Origin of the sequence: Bacillus gaemokensis (assembly GCF_001590835.1) — a bacterium.
Taxonomy (GTDB): domain Bacteria; phylum Bacillota; class Bacilli; order Bacillales; family Bacillaceae_G; genus Bacillus_A; species Bacillus_A gaemokensis.
On sequence record NZ_LTAQ01000027.1, the window covers coordinates 1 to 14827 of the forward strand.

Consider the following 14827-nt stretch of genomic DNA (forward strand, 5'->3'; position numbering starts at 1 on the left):
TTAAGCTCTCTAGCGCCGATGGTAGTTGGGACCTTGTCCCTGTGAGAGTAGGACGTCGCCAAGCAATCTAAGCACGAGTCAATGGACTCGTGCTTTTTTGTTTCCTAAGAAATAGGGGAGTAGTCTCTTAATAAAAAAAGTGAAATATAATAAGGGATTTTCTGAGTTGATACCCCTAAAAATTGATAAATAAAAGGATAGTCTTCAGAAGAATAACTGTTTAATAAGTCGTACCACCAATCGGTTTCATAGCGTGAAATCATACTTAAATTGTAAAGTAATAAATAGTGTATCAGTAATTCAGGTAAGTGTAATTTATGATTACGTACATCATGAGTTATTGGCAAATAATAAGTATGAGTACTGTAATCATAAGAGAACGGTGTACTATACAAAGGATTCCACGTTTTAATAGGAGCTGAAAATTGTAAATTGGATTCATTGGTCACATCAGGTATATGTTGTATAAAAAGATGTTTACCATTTGTTTCTATGAAACGAGAGAAACGCTCTTTCGTCATGTGTAAGCGATCAAGTATGCTAGAAGAAAATAAAATGTGATGTTCATCTAGTGTATCAACTTTATATAGCATTTTTTCCTTTTGACTATATTGAAATAGGTTTTTAAATTCAGGTATTTTATGCATTAGTTCTAACATGTTAAATTTTTCAGCCTCTAAGTGTTTCATGTGAAACATCCGTTCCGCAACATGAGGGAATAATCCATTCTTTTGTACTTTGACCTCATCTTCTAAAAATTGATATCCTTGTTTTTTTCTTTTACGTGTTGTCACTCCGTGTGCTAAAATTGTTGTTGATTCAGGATAATTTGGATCGACAGTTAATAAGCATGCTTTTAAGAGCTGACTCATTCCATAAAATAGCAACATAGGTTGAATAGATAATGGAGCCGTTTTACATAATTCATAATAACTTTTTCCATGTTCTAAGTAATAAATAAAAGGGTAACAATTTTCAAAGCTCTTTTTTTCAACATTTTCGATATGTAATTTTTCATAACAACGGGAAAGATAACGTTGTACATTTTGGGATGAAAAAAAGAAACTTAATTGCTGCCAAGTATGAGATGTATGATGCATATATTACGCTCCTTTTATTATCTAAAAATTCTAACATATAGGTACTTTCTTGACAGTATTTTAACCAATTGTTAAGCTACTAATAATAATTTCTGGTATCATAGGGGGAACAATTATGTGGGAATCTAAATTTGTTAAAGAAGGTTTGACATTCGATGATGTGTTACTTGTACCAGCGAAGTCAGATGTACTGCCAAGAGAAGTAAGTGTCAAAACGGTTCTATCTGAAAGTCTACAGTTAAATATTCCTTTAATTAGCGCAGGCATGGATACAGTAACAGAAGCTGATATGGCTATTGCTATGGCACGTCAAGGCGGCCTAGGAGTTATTCATAAGAATATGTCTGTTGAGCAACAGGCAGAGCAGGTTGATAAAGTAAAACGCTCTGAAAGTGGCGTTATCTCAGATCCTTTCTTTTTAACTCCAGAACATCAAGTATATGATGCAGAACATCTTATGGGGAAATATCGTATCTCAGGTGTACCAATTGTAAATAATTTAGACGAACAAAAATTAGTTGGTATTATTACAAACCGTGATATGCGTTTTATTCAAGACTACTCTATCAAGATTTCCGATGTAATGACAAAAGAACAATTAATTACAGCTCCAGTTGGTACTACGCTAGAAGAAGCTGAAAAGATCCTACAGAAATATAAAATTGAAAAGCTCCCTCTTGTTGATAATAACGGTGTATTACAAGGGCTTATCACAATTAAAGATATTGAAAAAGTAATTGAGTTTCCAAACTCAGCAAAAGATAAACAAGGTCGTTTATTAGTCGGAGCAGCAGTTGGTGTAACGGCAGATGCTATGCTTCGTATCGATGCATTAGTAAAAGCAAACGTAGACGTCATTGTACTTGATACGGCCCACGGGCATTCTCAAGGTGTTATTGAAAAAGTAAAAGAAGTTCGTGCGAAATATCCAGCATTAAACATTATTGCAGGTAACGTTGCCACAGCTGAAGCGACACGTGCATTAATTGAAGCGGGTGCAAATGTTATCAAGGTTGGTATCGGACCAGGTTCTATCTGTACTACACGCGTTGTAGCTGGTGTTGGTGTACCACAATTAACAGCAGTATACGATTGTGCGACAGAAGCTCGTAAACATGGTATTCCAGTTATTGCTGACGGTGGTATTAAATACTCTGGTGATATGGTAAAAGCATTAGCAGCAGGGGCACACGTTGTTATGCTTGGGAGTATGTTTGCTGGTGTAGCAGAAAGCCCAGGAGAAACCGAAATTTATCAAGGTCGTCAATTTAAAGTATACCGTGGTATGGGTTCTGTTGGAGCAATGGAAAAAGGAAGTAAAGACCGCTACTTCCAAGAAGGTAATAAAAAACTTGTTCCAGAAGGTATCGAAGGACGAGTACCATATAAAGGTCCTTTAGCTGATACAGTTCATCAATTAGTTGGTGGATTACGTGCAGGTATGGGATATTGCGGAGCACAAGATTTAGAGTTTTTACGTGAGAATGCACAGTTCATCCGTATGTCAGGTGCTGGCTTACGTGAAAGCCACCCACATCACGTACAAATTACAAAAGAGGCTCCAAATTACTCTTTATAATGTCTTATATGTAAATAGACAGAGATTTGATATCTCTGTTTATTTTTTTTTGATTATGTTAGAATAACGGTTATGTGAGTACAAAGATATTGGGGGTAACAAAAGTGAAAGGTATGTTTTGCAAGAGATTCATTGCGCTGGTAACGGTGCTTACATTAGTTTGTAGCATATTTGTTACGTATGGCAGTGCATCAGCAGAAACAAGCCCTGCTTTAGACGTAGAAGCAGGTGCAGCGATTTTAGTGGAAGCAGATTCTGGGAAAGTTCTATACCAAAAAAATGCAGATCAATTATTAGCAATTGCTAGTATGACAAAAATGATGAGTGAATACTTAGTTAATGAAGCTGTGGCTAAAGGGAAACTTAAATGGGATCAAAAAGTTAAAGTTTCTGAATATGCATACAAGATTTCACAAGATCGCTCATTATCAAACGTTCCGTTAGAGAATGGTGGATCGTATACGGTAAAAGAATTATATGAGGCAATGGCAATTTATTCTGCAAACGGTGCAACAATTGCATTAGCTGAAGCAGTTGCTGGTAAAGAAGTAGACTTTGTAAAAATGATGAATGCTAAAGCGAAAGAGTTTGGATTAAAAAGTTATAAATTTGTAAACTCTACTGGCCTAACGAACAAAGATTTAAAGGGACAACATCCTGAAGGAACAACTCCAGATGAGGAAAATAAAATGTCTGCTATAGATTGTGCTATTGTAGCTCAGCGCCTTATTCAAGGTTTTCCAAAGGTATTAGAGACGGCTAAAATTCCGAAGAAGGTATTCCAAGAAGGTGGAAAGTATCCAGTCAAAATGGACAACTGGAACTGGATGTTAAAAGGTCTCGTATTCCAATATGAGGGAGCAGATGGTCTTAAAACAGGTTCTACACCAGAAGCGGGAGATTGCTTTACAGGAACGGCAGAGCGTAATGGTATGCGTTTAATTTCTGTTGTAATTAACACAAAATCGCATCCAGCACGATTTGCAGAAACAAAGAAACTATTTGATTATGGTTTTACAAACTTCGAAGTGAAAAAGCTATACCCAAAAGGTTCTACTGTAAAAGGACATGAAACCGTACGAGTAGAAAATGCAAAAGATAAAGATGTAACAGTCCAAACAAAACAAGCTATTACACTTCCAATGTTAAAAGGAAGTAAAGATGTATATAAAACAGAATTTAAAGATGTAAGTAAAGAGAAAGAAGCACCAATTAAAAAGGGGACAGCACTTGGCCAAATGGTGATATCACCTAAGGATAATAATGATTCTGGATTTTTATCAGGTAAATCATTACAAGTAGACCTTGTAACAAAATCAGAAGTAGAAAAGGCAAACTGGTTTACACGTTCTATGCGTGGTATTGGTTCTTTCTTTAGTGGCATTTGGAATAGTGCCGTTGATACAGTAAAAGGTTGGTTTTAAGAGTTCCTCATTGTAGGAGCTTTTTTTTATTCCTATTTTTCATACCGATTTTATGAAAAAGTAGTAGACAAGCCTCTCATAGTTAGTGGTAGAATGTAAGAGTATTCTTAATTTTCGCCTTTAACGGGGGAAAGCAATTCACCTAGGGGGGTTTTTGTACATGACAAATGTAACAGGAACAGAACGTGTAAAACGTGGAATGGCAGAAATGCAAAAAGGCGGCGTTATCATGGACGTAGTTAACGCTGAACAAGCAAAAATTGCAGAAGAAGCAGGCGCAGTTGCTGTTATGGCATTAGAACGTGTTCCTGCGGATATTCGTGCAGCAGGTGGCGTTGCACGTATGGCAGATCCAACGATTGTAGAAGAAGTTATGGGTGCCGTATCAGTTCCAGTTATGGCAAAATGCCGTATTGGTCACCTTGTAGAAGCGCGTGTATTAGAATCATTAGGGGTAGACTACATCGATGAGAGTGAAGTATTAACTCCAGCTGATGAAGTATACCATTTAAATAAACGTGATTACACTGTTCCATTCGTATGTGGATGCCGTGATATTGGAGAAGCGGCGCGTCGTATTGCAGAAGGTGCATCTATGCTTCGTACAAAGGGTGAGCCAGGAACAGGAAATATTGTGGAAGCAGTACGCCATATGCGTCAAGTTAATGCAGAAATCCGTCAAGTTGCGAGCCTACGTGAAGACGAATTGATGACATATGCAAAAAATACTGGCGCTCCTTATGAAGTATTACTTGAAATCAAACGTCTTGGCCGCCTACCAGTTGTAAACTTTGCAGCAGGTGGCGTAGCAACTCCAGCTGATGCGGCATTAATGATGCAACTTGGTGCAGATGGTGTGTTTGTAGGATCTGGTATCTTCAAATCAGAAAATCCAGAGAAATTTGCACGTGCAATTGTTGAAGCAACGACACACTACGAAGATTACGAGCTAATTGCAAGCCTTTCTAAAGGATTAGGTACTGCAATGAAAGGTGTCGAAATTTCAACATTATTACCAGAACAACGCATGCAAGAGCGTGGTTGGTAATTAAAGGAGATTTTGCAATGGTTAAAGTCGGTGTATTAGGCCTTCAGGGAGCAGTTCGAGAGCATATAAAGGCAGTGGAGGCGAGTGGTGCAGAAGCTGTGATTATAAAACGTGTAGAACAACTTGAAGAAATTGATGGTCTTATTTTACCAGGCGGTGAAAGTACAACAATGCGCCGTCTTATTGATAAGTATGATTTTATGGAACCACTTCGTGATTTCGCAAAATCTAATAAACCAATGTTTGGTACATGTGCAGGTATGATTTTACTTGCAAAAAATCTTGTTGGTTACGAAGAATCTCATATCGGTGCGATGGATATTACAGTTGAACGTAATGCATTTGGTCGCCAAAAGGACAGTTTTGAGGCTGCTCTTTCGATAAAAGGTGTAGGAGAAGACTTTATAGGTGTATTTATTCGTGCACCATACGTTGTGAATATAGCAGATAACGTTGAAGTTCTTTCTATGCATAATGATCGAATGGTAGCAGTAAGACAAGGGCCGTTTTTAGCTGCTTCTTTCCATCCAGAATTAACGGATGATCATCGTGTTACAGCATATTTCGTACAAATGGTGAAAGAAGCAAAAATGAAAAAGTTGTATAAGTAGCTTGCAACTTGTGTAAGATTATAGTAAATTGATGGTAACAATTTTATAAAATCAACGTGTTGATAGGAATTAGTAACAAATGATGTTTCTTATAGAGAGTCGGTGGCTGGTGGAAACCGATAGAAACAGTTTGTGAATCCATCCTAGAATGAAATGTGGAATATCTTTATGATTAGTAAACATTTCCGGTGAAGAGTCGTTATTTCTACTTGAGAGGAAAGCAAGACTGCTTTCAACTAGGGTGGCAACGCGGGTTAACTCCCGTCCCTTTTTACAGGGACGGGAGTTTTTTGTGTTTTATAAATAAAAGGAGGAATAATCATGCTTGATATTAAATTTTTACGTGCGAATTTTGAAGAAGTAAAAGCAAAATTACAGCATAGAGGCGAAGATTTAACTGATTTTGGTCGTTTTGAAGAACTAGATATAAGAAGAAGAGAGTTACTTGTTCAAACAGAAGAGTTGAAAAGTAAACGTAATGAAGTATCTCAACAAATCTCTGTATTAAAGCGTGAAAAGAAAGATGCAGAAGCATTAATCTTAGAAATGCGTGAAGTAGGGGAAAAAGTAAAAAATCTTGATAATGAGCTTCGTTCAGTTGAAGAGGATTTAGAGCGATTGATGCTTTCTATTCCAAACATTCCTCATGAATCTGCACCAATCGGTGAAGCAGAGGATGATAACGTAGTAGCTCGTGCTTGGGGAGAAGTAAAAGAATTTAATTTTGAGCCAAAACCTCACTGGGATCTTGCAACTGATCTAGGAATTTTAGATTTCGAACGTGCTGCTAAAGTAACTGGAAGTCGTTTTGTATTTTCTAAAGGCGCAGGTGCAAAGTTAGAACGTGCTTTAATTAGCTTTATGCTTGATCTGCATACAGAAGAAAATGGATATGAAGAAGTTTTACCTCCGTATATGGTAAACCGTGCAAGTATGACAGGAACAGGGCAACTTCCAAAATTTGAAGAAGACGCATTTCGTATTGAAAGCGAAGATTACTTCTTAATCCCTACAGCTGAAGTACCTGTAACAAATATGCACCGTGATGAAATTTTAAGTGGAGAACAACTGCCAATTCGCTATGCAGCATTTAGTGCCTGCTTCCGTTCTGAAGCAGGTTCAGCTGGTCGTGATACACGTGGTTTGATTCGCCAGCATCAATTTAACAAAGTAGAGCTTGTGAAATTTGTGAAACCAGAAGATTCTTATGAAGAATTAGAAAAGTTAACAAATGATGCAGAACGCGTGTTACAATTATTAGGTCTACCATATCGCGTTATGAGCATGTGCACGGGAGATTTAGGCTTCACAGCAGCGAAGAAATACGACATTGAAGTATGGATTCCAAGCTACGGCACATATCGTGAAATTTCTTCTTGTAGTAACTTTGAAGCATTCCAAGCAAGACGTGCAAACATCCGTTTCCGCCGTGAACCGAATGCAAAACCAGAACATGTTCATACACTAAATGGATCTGGACTTGCAATTGGACGTACAGTTGCAGCTGTTTTAGAAAATTACCAACAAGAAGATGGTACAATTATAATTCCAGAAGTTCTTCGCCCTTATATGGGAGGAAAAACAGTTATTAAATAAATTGAAACTTTCATCGGTATGAGTGTTGTCAGTGTGATAACCATAGGAAAAGGAAAAAAGTTTTTTCCTCTTCCTATAATTTATTATAGTATACTTGACTAACTGTTTTTCTTTTGATATTATATTTGATGTCAATATGGAGGAATACCCAAGTCTGGCTGAAGGGATCGGTCTTGAAAACCGACAGGCGGCGAGAGCCGTGCGGGGGTTCGAATCCCTCTTCCTCCTCCAGATATAATTGACAACAGCGCATATAAGTGGAGATTGGAGAACTCGTTACCAACACGTAACGAGTTTTTATTTTAAAACCAGTCATAAAGTATGATGTAAGGTGTTTATGCCTTATGAAACACTCATATTCCGATGATTATCTTCATAGATATGAAAGGAGTCAACATGGATCTTATTATACAAACATTTCCATTAGATGGAAAAACTTTATATTATGTACAATGTCCTGTCTGTAAGAAGAATAGAATTTTAAACAGTGCTGCAAATGTATCTCGTATTATAAGTGATGAGACATTCCGTAAGCTTTGTGGTTGTACTTGTAATGTGAACCAAGAAGTGAAGGTAGAGGCACCGAGAAAAGCTGAGGAAAAGGCTGTGAAAAAAGAAACAGCTCCTAAACGTACAGGTAAAGTGATAACAGCGATGATTAACGGAAAAGAAATGACTGTTAAAGAAATTGCTGAAGCGTATGATATTAGTACAAGTACTGTTCGTCAGCGTATTAATGCTGGGAAACCAGAGAGCGAAATTATTGCTCCAACAAAAAAGAAAAAGTAAGTTAATAGGAAAACCCGTGCATGTGCACGGGTTTTTTATTTTACAAGTTTACGTGTTTGTTGCAAGAAGTGCCCAATTTTCTTCATAATTGGTTCAATAGAGTTCTCATCTTTTAGAATATCATATTCATTAATATTTAAACGTAAGACCGGGCAGGAATTAAAGTTATTAATCCAATTCTCATAACGTCCATGCATTTCTTTCCAATATTCGATTGGTGTCTGCTGTTCCATTGGACGACCACGTTCCTGAATACGGTTTACGATATCATCGAAAGATCCCTCTAAATAAATTAATAAGTCTGGGTGCGGAAAATAAGGTGTCATAACCATCGCATCAAACAACCCTTTGTATGTTTCATAATCTGTTTCTGTCATTGTTCCTTTTTCGTGATGCATTTTCGCGAAAATACCAGTATCTTCGTAGATGGAACGATCTTGGACAAAGCCGCCACCATATTCGAAGATTCTCTTTTGTTCTTTAAAGCGCTCTGCTAAAAAGTAAACTTGCAAGTGAAAGCTCCAGCGTGTGAAATCAGCATAGAACTTGTCCAAATATGGATTGGAATCCACTTTTTCAAATGATGTACGGTAACCTAAAGCATTAGCAAGTGCAGTTGTCATAGTCGATTTACCAACACCAACTGTACCAGCAATTGTAATTACTGCATCATTTGGTATATTATACTTTTTCCTTAAATCCATTGCTATTTCGTCCCCTTTAAGAGTGTATTTTGGAGAGCGGATAAAATTACGTTCAAATCATCCTTGTTTTTCACGAAATCGATGTTATCGCCATTGAATTTTAACACCGGGATATCGGGATGATCCTTCTTAAAAGTATCCATTGCAGTTTCGTAATCTTTAGTAAGTTGTAGTAAGTAATTTGGATCCATATTTTTTTCGAATTCTCGTCCGCGCATGGCAATTCGTTTTTGTAATGTTTCTAAACTCGCTGTTAAATATACAATGACATTTGGTACAGGCATGTCTTGTGTAAGAATGCGATAAATTTGCATGTACTTGTCATATTGAATGTTTTTTAATGTACGAGATGCAAAAATTAAATTTTTAAATATATGATAATCTGCTACTACTGGCTTACTTTGATTTAAGTACTTTATATTAATGTCCTCCAATTGCTTATAGCGATTGCAAAGAAAGAACATTTCTGTTTGGAAACTCCATTCGTCAATGTCTTCATAAAATTTTCCCAAGAAAGGATTTTCATCAACAATTTCTTTTAATAAGTGGAGTTGCATGTGAGTTGAAATTTCCTTCGCTAGTGAAGTTTTTCCAACACCAATTGGTCCTTCAACCGTGATAAATGGTACTCCGGTCACGCTGTTTCCTCCTTTCAGTCCGTAATTTACTGTAAATAAAAATACAAAACAGAATTATTGTAGCATAAGAGGGAAGCGAGCGGACTAATTTGTCATAAAAAGTTAGAAAATAGATGCATACTATTCAAAGTTCAATTGAAACGAAGGTGTAATGTTTGCCTTCAACGTTGTTTCCATTATTTTTAGGGCATGTAGATTATCTTGGTCACAATTAGAAGCAGTGCAGTCTTTAGGGACATAAAGTTTATAATTTCTCATATGAGCGTCATTCGCTGTGAAAAGTATGCATATATTCCCAGCCACCCCTGTAACAATAAGGTTTTCAATTTTTAAATGTCCTAATAGAGAATTTAAGGGTGTTTCATAAAATGCAGAATAATGTGGTTTAATAAAAACATAATCATCTATGCTAGGAGCAATTGCTTGTATAATGTCATGACTATACTTATTTGTACAATGAGTAATGAGTTGGTCAATATCAGCTCTCCATAGTTGATAATGATCGTTAATATAAATGACAGGATAACCTAGTGTTTTCATGTTTTGTTTTAGCTTTAAAATAGGTTCAATCATTATTTGGCATTTTTGTGCAAGGATGGGACCGTGTGAAAATTGAAAGTCATTAATCATGTCAATGATGAGTAAGGCGGTATTTTTCATTTATAATCACCTTTCTTTTTTTCTTTAGGTTGGATTGAATGTGTCAAAGTTATCCCGCGCTAGTAAGGATTAATGTAGTTAAATGTGTTATTGTATTTTATTTGTAATGAGGGGACTATGTTATGGAACAAGATATTTATTTTATGAAGATTGCAATGGAAGAAGCAAAGAAAGCTGAAGCGATACAAGAGGTACCAATTGGAGCGGCTATTGTGCTGGATGGAGAAGTAATTAGCACTGCTCATAATTTAAGGGAAACGGAGCAACGTTCAATTGCTCACGCGGAGTTATTAGCTATAGATGAAGCTTGTAAAAAATTAGGAACATGGCGTTTAGAAAATGCTACATTATATGTTACTTTGGAACCATGTCCGATGTGTGCAGGTGGGATTGTTTTATCAAGGGTAAAGCGAGTTGTATACGGGGCGAGTGATCCGAAAGGTGGATGTGCAGGTACGCTAATGAATCTTTTGACGGATGAAAGGTTTAATCACCAATGTGAAGTTGTATCGGGTGTAATGGAAGAAGAATGCGGTACCTTATTAACAAACTTCTTTAGGGAGCTTCGCAGAAAAAGGAAAGAGCAGAAAAAAATTGGAAATAATAACGAGTGTTAACCTGTTTGCATTTTATGATAAAACAAGTTATACTAAAAATGCCTTATTTAAGGCAACCGAATATTGGTTTTAACTTTGCCGTGCTAAGCGGGGAGGTAGCGGTGCCCTGTACTCGCAATCCGCTCTAGCGAGGCCGAATTCCTTCTCGAGGTTATGTTGCTGTAAGGCCTGCCTTAAGTAAGTGGCGTTGACGTTTGGGTCCTGCGCAACGGGACCCCGTGAACCTTGTCAGGTCCGGAAGGAAGCAGCAATAAGCGGGTTTTCTCGTGTGCCGCAGGAGTGCCTGAACCGAGCTAACTGCTTAAGTAACGCTTATGGTACGTAATCGACAGAAGGTGCACGGCAGTTATATATGTATACAAAACTCACCTTATATAATAAAGGTGGGTTTTTTGTATAGAAAATAACTTTTGGAATCTATAAACAGAATGGGTTATAATATATAAGATAATAACCTTTGAGGGAGGCCGTATTTTCGTGTCATACCAAGCGTTATACCGAACATGGAGGCCGCAAAAGTTTGAAGATGTAGTCGGTCAAAAGCACGTAACAAAAACGTTGCAAAATGCCCTTCTTCAAGAGAAAGCTTCGCATGCTTATTTATTTTCTGGTCCGAGGGGAACAGGGAAAACAACAATTGCAAAAGTATTTGCAAAGGCAATTAACTGTGAGCATGCTCCGGTAGCTGAACCTTGTAATGAATGTCCTGCGTGTTTAGGCATTACGCAAGGGTCTATTTCAGATGTATTAGAAATTGATGCGGCTTCAAATAACGGTGTAGATGAAATTCGAGATATAAGAGATAAAGTAAAATATGCCCCGAGCGCAGTAGGATATAAAGTATACATTATCGATGAGGTTCACATGCTGTCTATGGGTGCCTTTAACGCGCTTTTAAAAACGTTAGAAGAACCACCACAACATGTTATCTTTATTTTGGCGACAACAGAACCGCACAAAATTCCATCCACAATCATTTCACGCTGTCAACGCTTTGAATTTCGAAAAATATCAGTACACGATATTGTAGAGCGATTAGCAACGGTTGTTACAAATGAAGGTACAAAGGTGGAAGATGAAGCGCTGCAAATTGTTGCACGTGCTGCTGAAGGTGGTATGCGTGATGCGTTAAGTCTTATCGACCAAGCTATTTCCTATAGTGATGAAATAGTGACAACCGAGGATGTCTTAGCGGTAACGGGTTCCGTTTCTCAACAATATTTAGGTAATCTTGTAGAATGCATACGAGAGAATGATGTATCAAGAGCATTACGTATTATCGATGACATGATGAGTAAGGGGAAAGATCCAGTTCGTTTTATGGAAGATTTCATTTACTATTATCGTGATATGCTCTTATATCAAACATCTTCGCAATTAGAACATATGTTAGAACGAGTGATTGTGGATGATCAGTTCCGTACGTTAAGTGAAGCGATGCAACCAGAGGTAATCTATGAAATTATTCATACATTAAGTAAGGGGCAACAGGAAATGAAGTGGACAAACCATCCTCGTATTTTCCTGGAAGTTGTGATGGTGCAACTTTGTCAGCAGTTTATGATGCAAGCAAATGGAGCAGATCGTTTGCAAGCGATTATGAACAGAATGCAACAACTAGAAAAAGAACTAGAACATGTAAAGAAAAATGGTGTACCAGCCGGTGTGCAGCAGGAAGTAAGAGAGACTCGTACTGCACCAAAAACAGTGCGGACAGGAAGTATGAAAATCCCTGTTGGACGCGTGCACGAAGTATTGAAACAAGCAAAACGCCAAGATTTAGAACACTTAAAAGGTGTTTGGGGAGAGCTGTTAGGAAGGCTGAAATCCCATAATAAAGTGGCTTTTGCTGTTTTGTTAGAAAATAGTGAACCAGTTGCAGCCTCTGATGATTCTTATGTTTTAGCGTTCCAATATGAGATCCATTGTAAAATGGCAAGTGAAAATCGTGATGCGATGGATACCGTAGAACAAGTCCTTTTTGAATTGCTTAGCAAAAGGTTAAATATGATTGCAATTCCAAAGAGTGAATGGGGTAAAATTCGCGAAGAATTCTTACAACGTGAAGGTGGAACTTCAGAAGAATCTGCAGAGAAAAAATCAGATCCTCTCGTAGAAGAGGCTGTAAAATTAGTAGGGCAACAACTAATTGAAATAAAAGAATAAAAAACATTTAGGAGGAATTTATTATGATGCGTGGCGGAATGGGAAATATGAATAATATGATGAAACAAATGCAGAAAATGCAAAAAGAAATGGCGAAAGCACAAGAGGAACTTGGAGAAAAAACAGTTGAAGGTACAGCTGGTGGTGGAATGGTTACTGTTATGGTGAATGGTCATAAGCAAATTCTTGAAGTGAAAATTAAAGAAGAAGTTGTAGATCCAGAAGACATCGAGATGTTACAAGACCTTGTATTAGCTGCAACAAATGATGCGCTTAAGAAAGCTGAGGAACTGTCAAACTCTACAATGGGACAATTCACAAAAGGATTAAACTTACCAGGTGGAATGTTCTAGTAGGAGGATATTGACATATGCATTATCCAGAACCGATATCCAAGCTAATAGATAGTTTTATGAAATTACCAGGGATTGGGCCGAAAACTGCAGTTCGATTGGCTTTTTTCGTGCTAGATATGAAAGAAGATGACGTCTTAGATTTTGCTAAATCTCTTGTAAATGCAAAGCGGAACTTAACATACTGTTCTGTATGTGGGCATATCACAGATCGCGACCCTTGTTATATTTGTGATGATTCACACCGTGATCAGTCGGTTGTTTGTGTTGTGCAAGAACCGAAAGATGTAATCGCTATGGAAAAAATGAAAGAATACCAAGGTGTTTATCATGTGCTTCGCGGTGCAATTTCACCGATGGAAGGAATTGGGCCAGAAGACATTAATATTCCGCAATTATTAAAAAGACTACAAGATGAAACGGTACAAGAAGTTATTTTAGCAACAAACCCGAATATTGAAGGGGAGGCTACAGCGATGTATATTTCCCGCCTCTTAAAACCGACAGGTATTAAGGTGACACGTATTGCACACGGTCTTCCGGTTGGTGGAGACTTAGAATACGCAGATGAAGTAACATTATCTAAGGCCTTAGAAGGTCGTAGGGAAGTATAAGAGGGGAAGCTGAAATGTTTTTTCAAAAAAAGGGAAAGTTGCGAAAAGAGTATGATGATAAGTTAATTACTTCGTTAGAGAAAGTAAAGAACGAGTGGTTAAGGTTAAAAAGAATGGTAGAACAAAGTGTTGAACCATCCCAGGATGTACTGTGTTCTTTGAAATTAGCAGAAGCGAAATATTTTTTCTTATTAAAAGAAGCAAAAAGGCGTCCTGTAAAAATGGAACAATGGTAAGAGGCTCTGATTTTTTAATCAGGGCTTTTTTTTATGGGTGCTAATAGAGTGTATTAAAGTGTAGCGATAGTGAAGAAATTAAGTTAGGAGATAAAGAAAACCACGGATAAAAATTCAACTTTATATAATTGAGCGGTCTTTTTTGCTTCCTTGTCCCATACAAATAGAGTGTGTGGGCTATATATGAGGAGGGAGAAAATGAACGCAACAATTCTTATTGTTGGTATTCTTACCTTGGTTTTTATGTTACTGATCTTTGGTACTTCACTAAAACCATTGCAGTTTATAGGGAAGGTATTTGTTAAGGTAATGATAGGTGTAGCACTGTTGTTTGTTGTGAATGTAATTGGGACATACCTTGATTTTCATATTCCTATTAATATTGGAACGGCTTCTGTTTCTAGCTTCTTAGGGATACCAGGTATTTGTGCATTGGTCATCATAAAATTATATATAATGCCAGGATAAAAAATATTTTGGCATTTGTTTTAAAAAAATGAAAAATAGTGTTGACTTATTAATTGTTAATATGATAAATTAATAAGCGTCGTCAGCAACGAAAGAAAAAAGATGTTGACGGAATTAATAAGATGTGTTAAATTATAAAAGTCGCTGAAACGCGATGTTGAACTTTGAAAACTAAACGAAACAAACAACGTGAAACGTCAATTTTTATTTTTATGATGCTAGAC

At 37.1% G+C, this 14827-nt stretch carries 16 protein-coding genes, 1 tRNA gene, 1 other RNA gene and 1 other annotated feature; of the genes, 14 read left to right on the forward strand and 4 right to left on the reverse strand.

All coding sequences use genetic code 11. The annotated features are described in order from the left end of the window. Positions 1–104: 104 nt before the first annotated feature. Complete coding sequence (locus AZF08_RS19005; protein ID WP_033678867.1) at positions 105–1100, reverse strand: YaaC family protein; 996 nt, start codon at positions 1098–1100, stop codon at positions 105–107. A gap of 115 nt (positions 1101–1215) precedes the next feature. Here AZF08_RS19005 and guaB point away from each other — a divergent pair, with 115 nt between their 5' ends. The 7 genes from guaB to AZF08_RS19040 all read left to right on the forward strand — a co-directional run bounded on the left by guaB (position 1216) and on the right by AZF08_RS19040 (position 8147). Further along, the gene (gene guaB, locus AZF08_RS19010; RefSeq protein ID WP_033678866.1) at positions 1216–2679 is read left to right on the forward strand and encodes an IMP dehydrogenase; all 1464 of its coding nucleotides are present in this window, start codon (positions 1216–1218) and stop codon (positions 2677–2679) included. Between the two features lie 104 nt (positions 2680–2783). Continuing rightward, complete coding sequence (locus AZF08_RS19015; RefSeq protein WP_033678865.1) at positions 2784–4103, forward strand: D-alanyl-D-alanine carboxypeptidase family protein; 1320 nt, start codon at positions 2784–2786, stop codon at positions 4101–4103. Between the two features lie 160 nt (positions 4104–4263). Then, positions 4264–5151: a pyridoxal 5'-phosphate synthase lyase subunit PdxS gene (gene pdxS, locus AZF08_RS19020; RefSeq protein WP_033678864.1), complete on the forward strand. Its 888-nt coding sequence runs from the start codon at positions 4264–4266 to the stop codon at positions 5149–5151. 17 nt (positions 5152–5168) lie between these two features. Further along, positions 5169–5762, forward strand: coding sequence for a pyridoxal 5'-phosphate synthase glutaminase subunit PdxT (gene pdxT / locus AZF08_RS19025; RefSeq protein WP_033678863.1), 594 nt, complete (start codon positions 5169–5171; stop codon positions 5760–5762). 50 nt (positions 5763–5812) lie between these two features. After that, positions 5813–6034 (forward strand) — a binding site (T-box leader). A gap of 49 nt (positions 6035–6083) precedes the next feature. Then, the gene (serS, locus tag AZF08_RS19030; protein ID WP_033678862.1) at positions 6084–7358 is read left to right on the forward strand and encodes a serine--tRNA ligase; all 1275 of its coding nucleotides are present in this window, start codon (positions 6084–6086) and stop codon (positions 7356–7358) included. 138 nt (positions 7359–7496) lie between these two features. Continuing rightward, positions 7497–7589, forward strand: a tRNA-Ser gene (locus tag AZF08_RS19035). Between the two features lie 165 nt (positions 7590–7754). After that, positions 7755–8147, forward strand: coding sequence for a DUF3797 domain-containing protein (locus AZF08_RS19040; protein ID WP_033678861.1), 393 nt, complete (start codon positions 7755–7757; stop codon positions 8145–8147). Between the two features lie 35 nt (positions 8148–8182). Here the strand turns inward: AZF08_RS19040 and AZF08_RS19045 are convergent, their stop codons facing one another. The 3 genes from AZF08_RS19045 to AZF08_RS19055 all read right to left on the reverse strand — a co-directional run bounded on the left by AZF08_RS19045 (position 8183) and on the right by AZF08_RS19055 (position 10149). After that, positions 8183–8851, reverse strand: a complete 669-nt coding sequence (locus tag AZF08_RS19045) for a deoxynucleoside kinase (protein ID WP_033678860.1) — start codon at positions 8849–8851, stop codon at positions 8183–8185. Positions 8852–8853: 2 nt separating this feature from the next. Beyond that, positions 8854–9489: a deoxynucleoside kinase gene (locus AZF08_RS19050; protein ID WP_033678859.1), complete on the reverse strand. Its 636-nt coding sequence runs from the start codon at positions 9487–9489 to the stop codon at positions 8854–8856. Between the two features lie 120 nt (positions 9490–9609). Further along, the gene (locus AZF08_RS19055) at positions 9610–10149 is read right to left on the reverse strand and encodes an isochorismatase family cysteine hydrolase (protein ID WP_033678858.1); all 540 of its coding nucleotides are present in this window, start codon (positions 10147–10149) and stop codon (positions 9610–9612) included. Positions 10150–10271: 122 nt separating this feature from the next. Here AZF08_RS19055 and tadA point away from each other — a divergent pair, with 122 nt between their 5' ends. The 7 genes from tadA (at position 10272) to AZF08_RS19090 (ending at position 14603) form a co-directional block, all read left to right on the forward strand. Further along, on the forward strand, positions 10272–10766 hold the full coding sequence (gene tadA, locus AZF08_RS19060; RefSeq protein WP_033678857.1) for a tRNA adenosine(34) deaminase TadA: 495 nt from the start codon (positions 10272–10274) through the stop codon (positions 10764–10766). Between the two features lie 78 nt (positions 10767–10844). Beyond that, positions 10845–11109: signal recognition particle sRNA large type (gene ffs / locus AZF08_RS19065), an RNA gene on the forward strand. Between the two features lie 134 nt (positions 11110–11243). Then, on the forward strand, positions 11244–12932 hold the full coding sequence (gene dnaX, locus AZF08_RS19070; protein WP_033678856.1) for a DNA polymerase III subunit gamma/tau: 1689 nt from the start codon (positions 11244–11246) through the stop codon (positions 12930–12932). A gap of 26 nt (positions 12933–12958) precedes the next feature. Then, complete coding sequence (locus AZF08_RS19075) at positions 12959–13285, forward strand: YbaB/EbfC family nucleoid-associated protein (RefSeq protein ID WP_200875238.1); 327 nt, start codon at positions 12959–12961, stop codon at positions 13283–13285. A 17-nt stretch (positions 13286–13302) separates the two neighbouring features. After that, on the forward strand, positions 13303–13899 hold the full coding sequence (recR, locus tag AZF08_RS19080; protein ID WP_011983166.1) for a recombination protein RecR: 597 nt from the start codon (positions 13303–13305) through the stop codon (positions 13897–13899). Between the two features lie 14 nt (positions 13900–13913). Beyond that, positions 13914–14135 (forward strand): YaaL family protein, encoded by a 222-nt coding sequence (locus AZF08_RS19085; protein WP_033678854.1) that lies wholly within the window; start codon positions 13914–13916, stop codon positions 14133–14135. Between the two features lie 198 nt (positions 14136–14333). Continuing rightward, on the forward strand, positions 14334–14603 hold the full coding sequence (locus tag AZF08_RS19090) for a pro-sigmaK processing inhibitor BofA family protein (protein ID WP_033678853.1): 270 nt from the start codon (positions 14334–14336) through the stop codon (positions 14601–14603). Positions 14604–14827 lie beyond the last annotated feature (224 nt).

Coding starts and splice junctions, on each gene's coding strand:
- tadA (WP_033678857.1), top strand. CDS start 10,272: ATGGAACAAGATATTTATTTTATGAAGATTGCAATGGAAGAAGCAAAG.
- AZF08_RS19040 (WP_033678861.1), top strand. CDS start 7,755: ATGGATCTTATTATACAAACATTTCCATTAGATGGAAAAACTTTATAT.
- AZF08_RS19005 (WP_033678867.1), bottom strand. CDS start 1,100: ATGCATCATACATCTCATACTTGGCAGCAATTAAGTTTCTTTTTTTCA.
- AZF08_RS19045 (WP_033678860.1), bottom strand. CDS start 8,851: ATGGATTTAAGGAAAAAGTATAATATACCAAATGATGCAGTAATTACA.
- serS (WP_033678862.1), top strand. CDS start 6,084: ATGCTTGATATTAAATTTTTACGTGCGAATTTTGAAGAAGTAAAAGCA.
- recR (WP_011983166.1), top strand. CDS start 13,303: ATGCATTATCCAGAACCGATATCCAAGCTAATAGATAGTTTTATGAAA.
- AZF08_RS19085 (WP_033678854.1), top strand. CDS start 13,914: ATGTTTTTTCAAAAAAAGGGAAAGTTGCGAAAAGAGTATGATGATAAG.
- pdxT (WP_033678863.1), top strand. CDS start 5,169: ATGGTTAAAGTCGGTGTATTAGGCCTTCAGGGAGCAGTTCGAGAGCAT.
- AZF08_RS19075 (WP_200875238.1), top strand. CDS start 12,959: ATGCGTGGCGGAATGGGAAATATGAATAATATGATGAAACAAATGCAG.
- pdxS (WP_033678864.1), top strand. CDS start 4,264: ATGACAAATGTAACAGGAACAGAACGTGTAAAACGTGGAATGGCAGAA.
- AZF08_RS19055 (WP_033678858.1), bottom strand. CDS start 10,149: ATGAAAAATACCGCCTTACTCATCATTGACATGATTAATGACTTTCAA.
- AZF08_RS19090 (WP_033678853.1), top strand. CDS start 14,334: ATGAACGCAACAATTCTTATTGTTGGTATTCTTACCTTGGTTTTTATG.
- guaB (WP_033678866.1), top strand. CDS start 1,216: ATGTGGGAATCTAAATTTGTTAAAGAAGGTTTGACATTCGATGATGTG.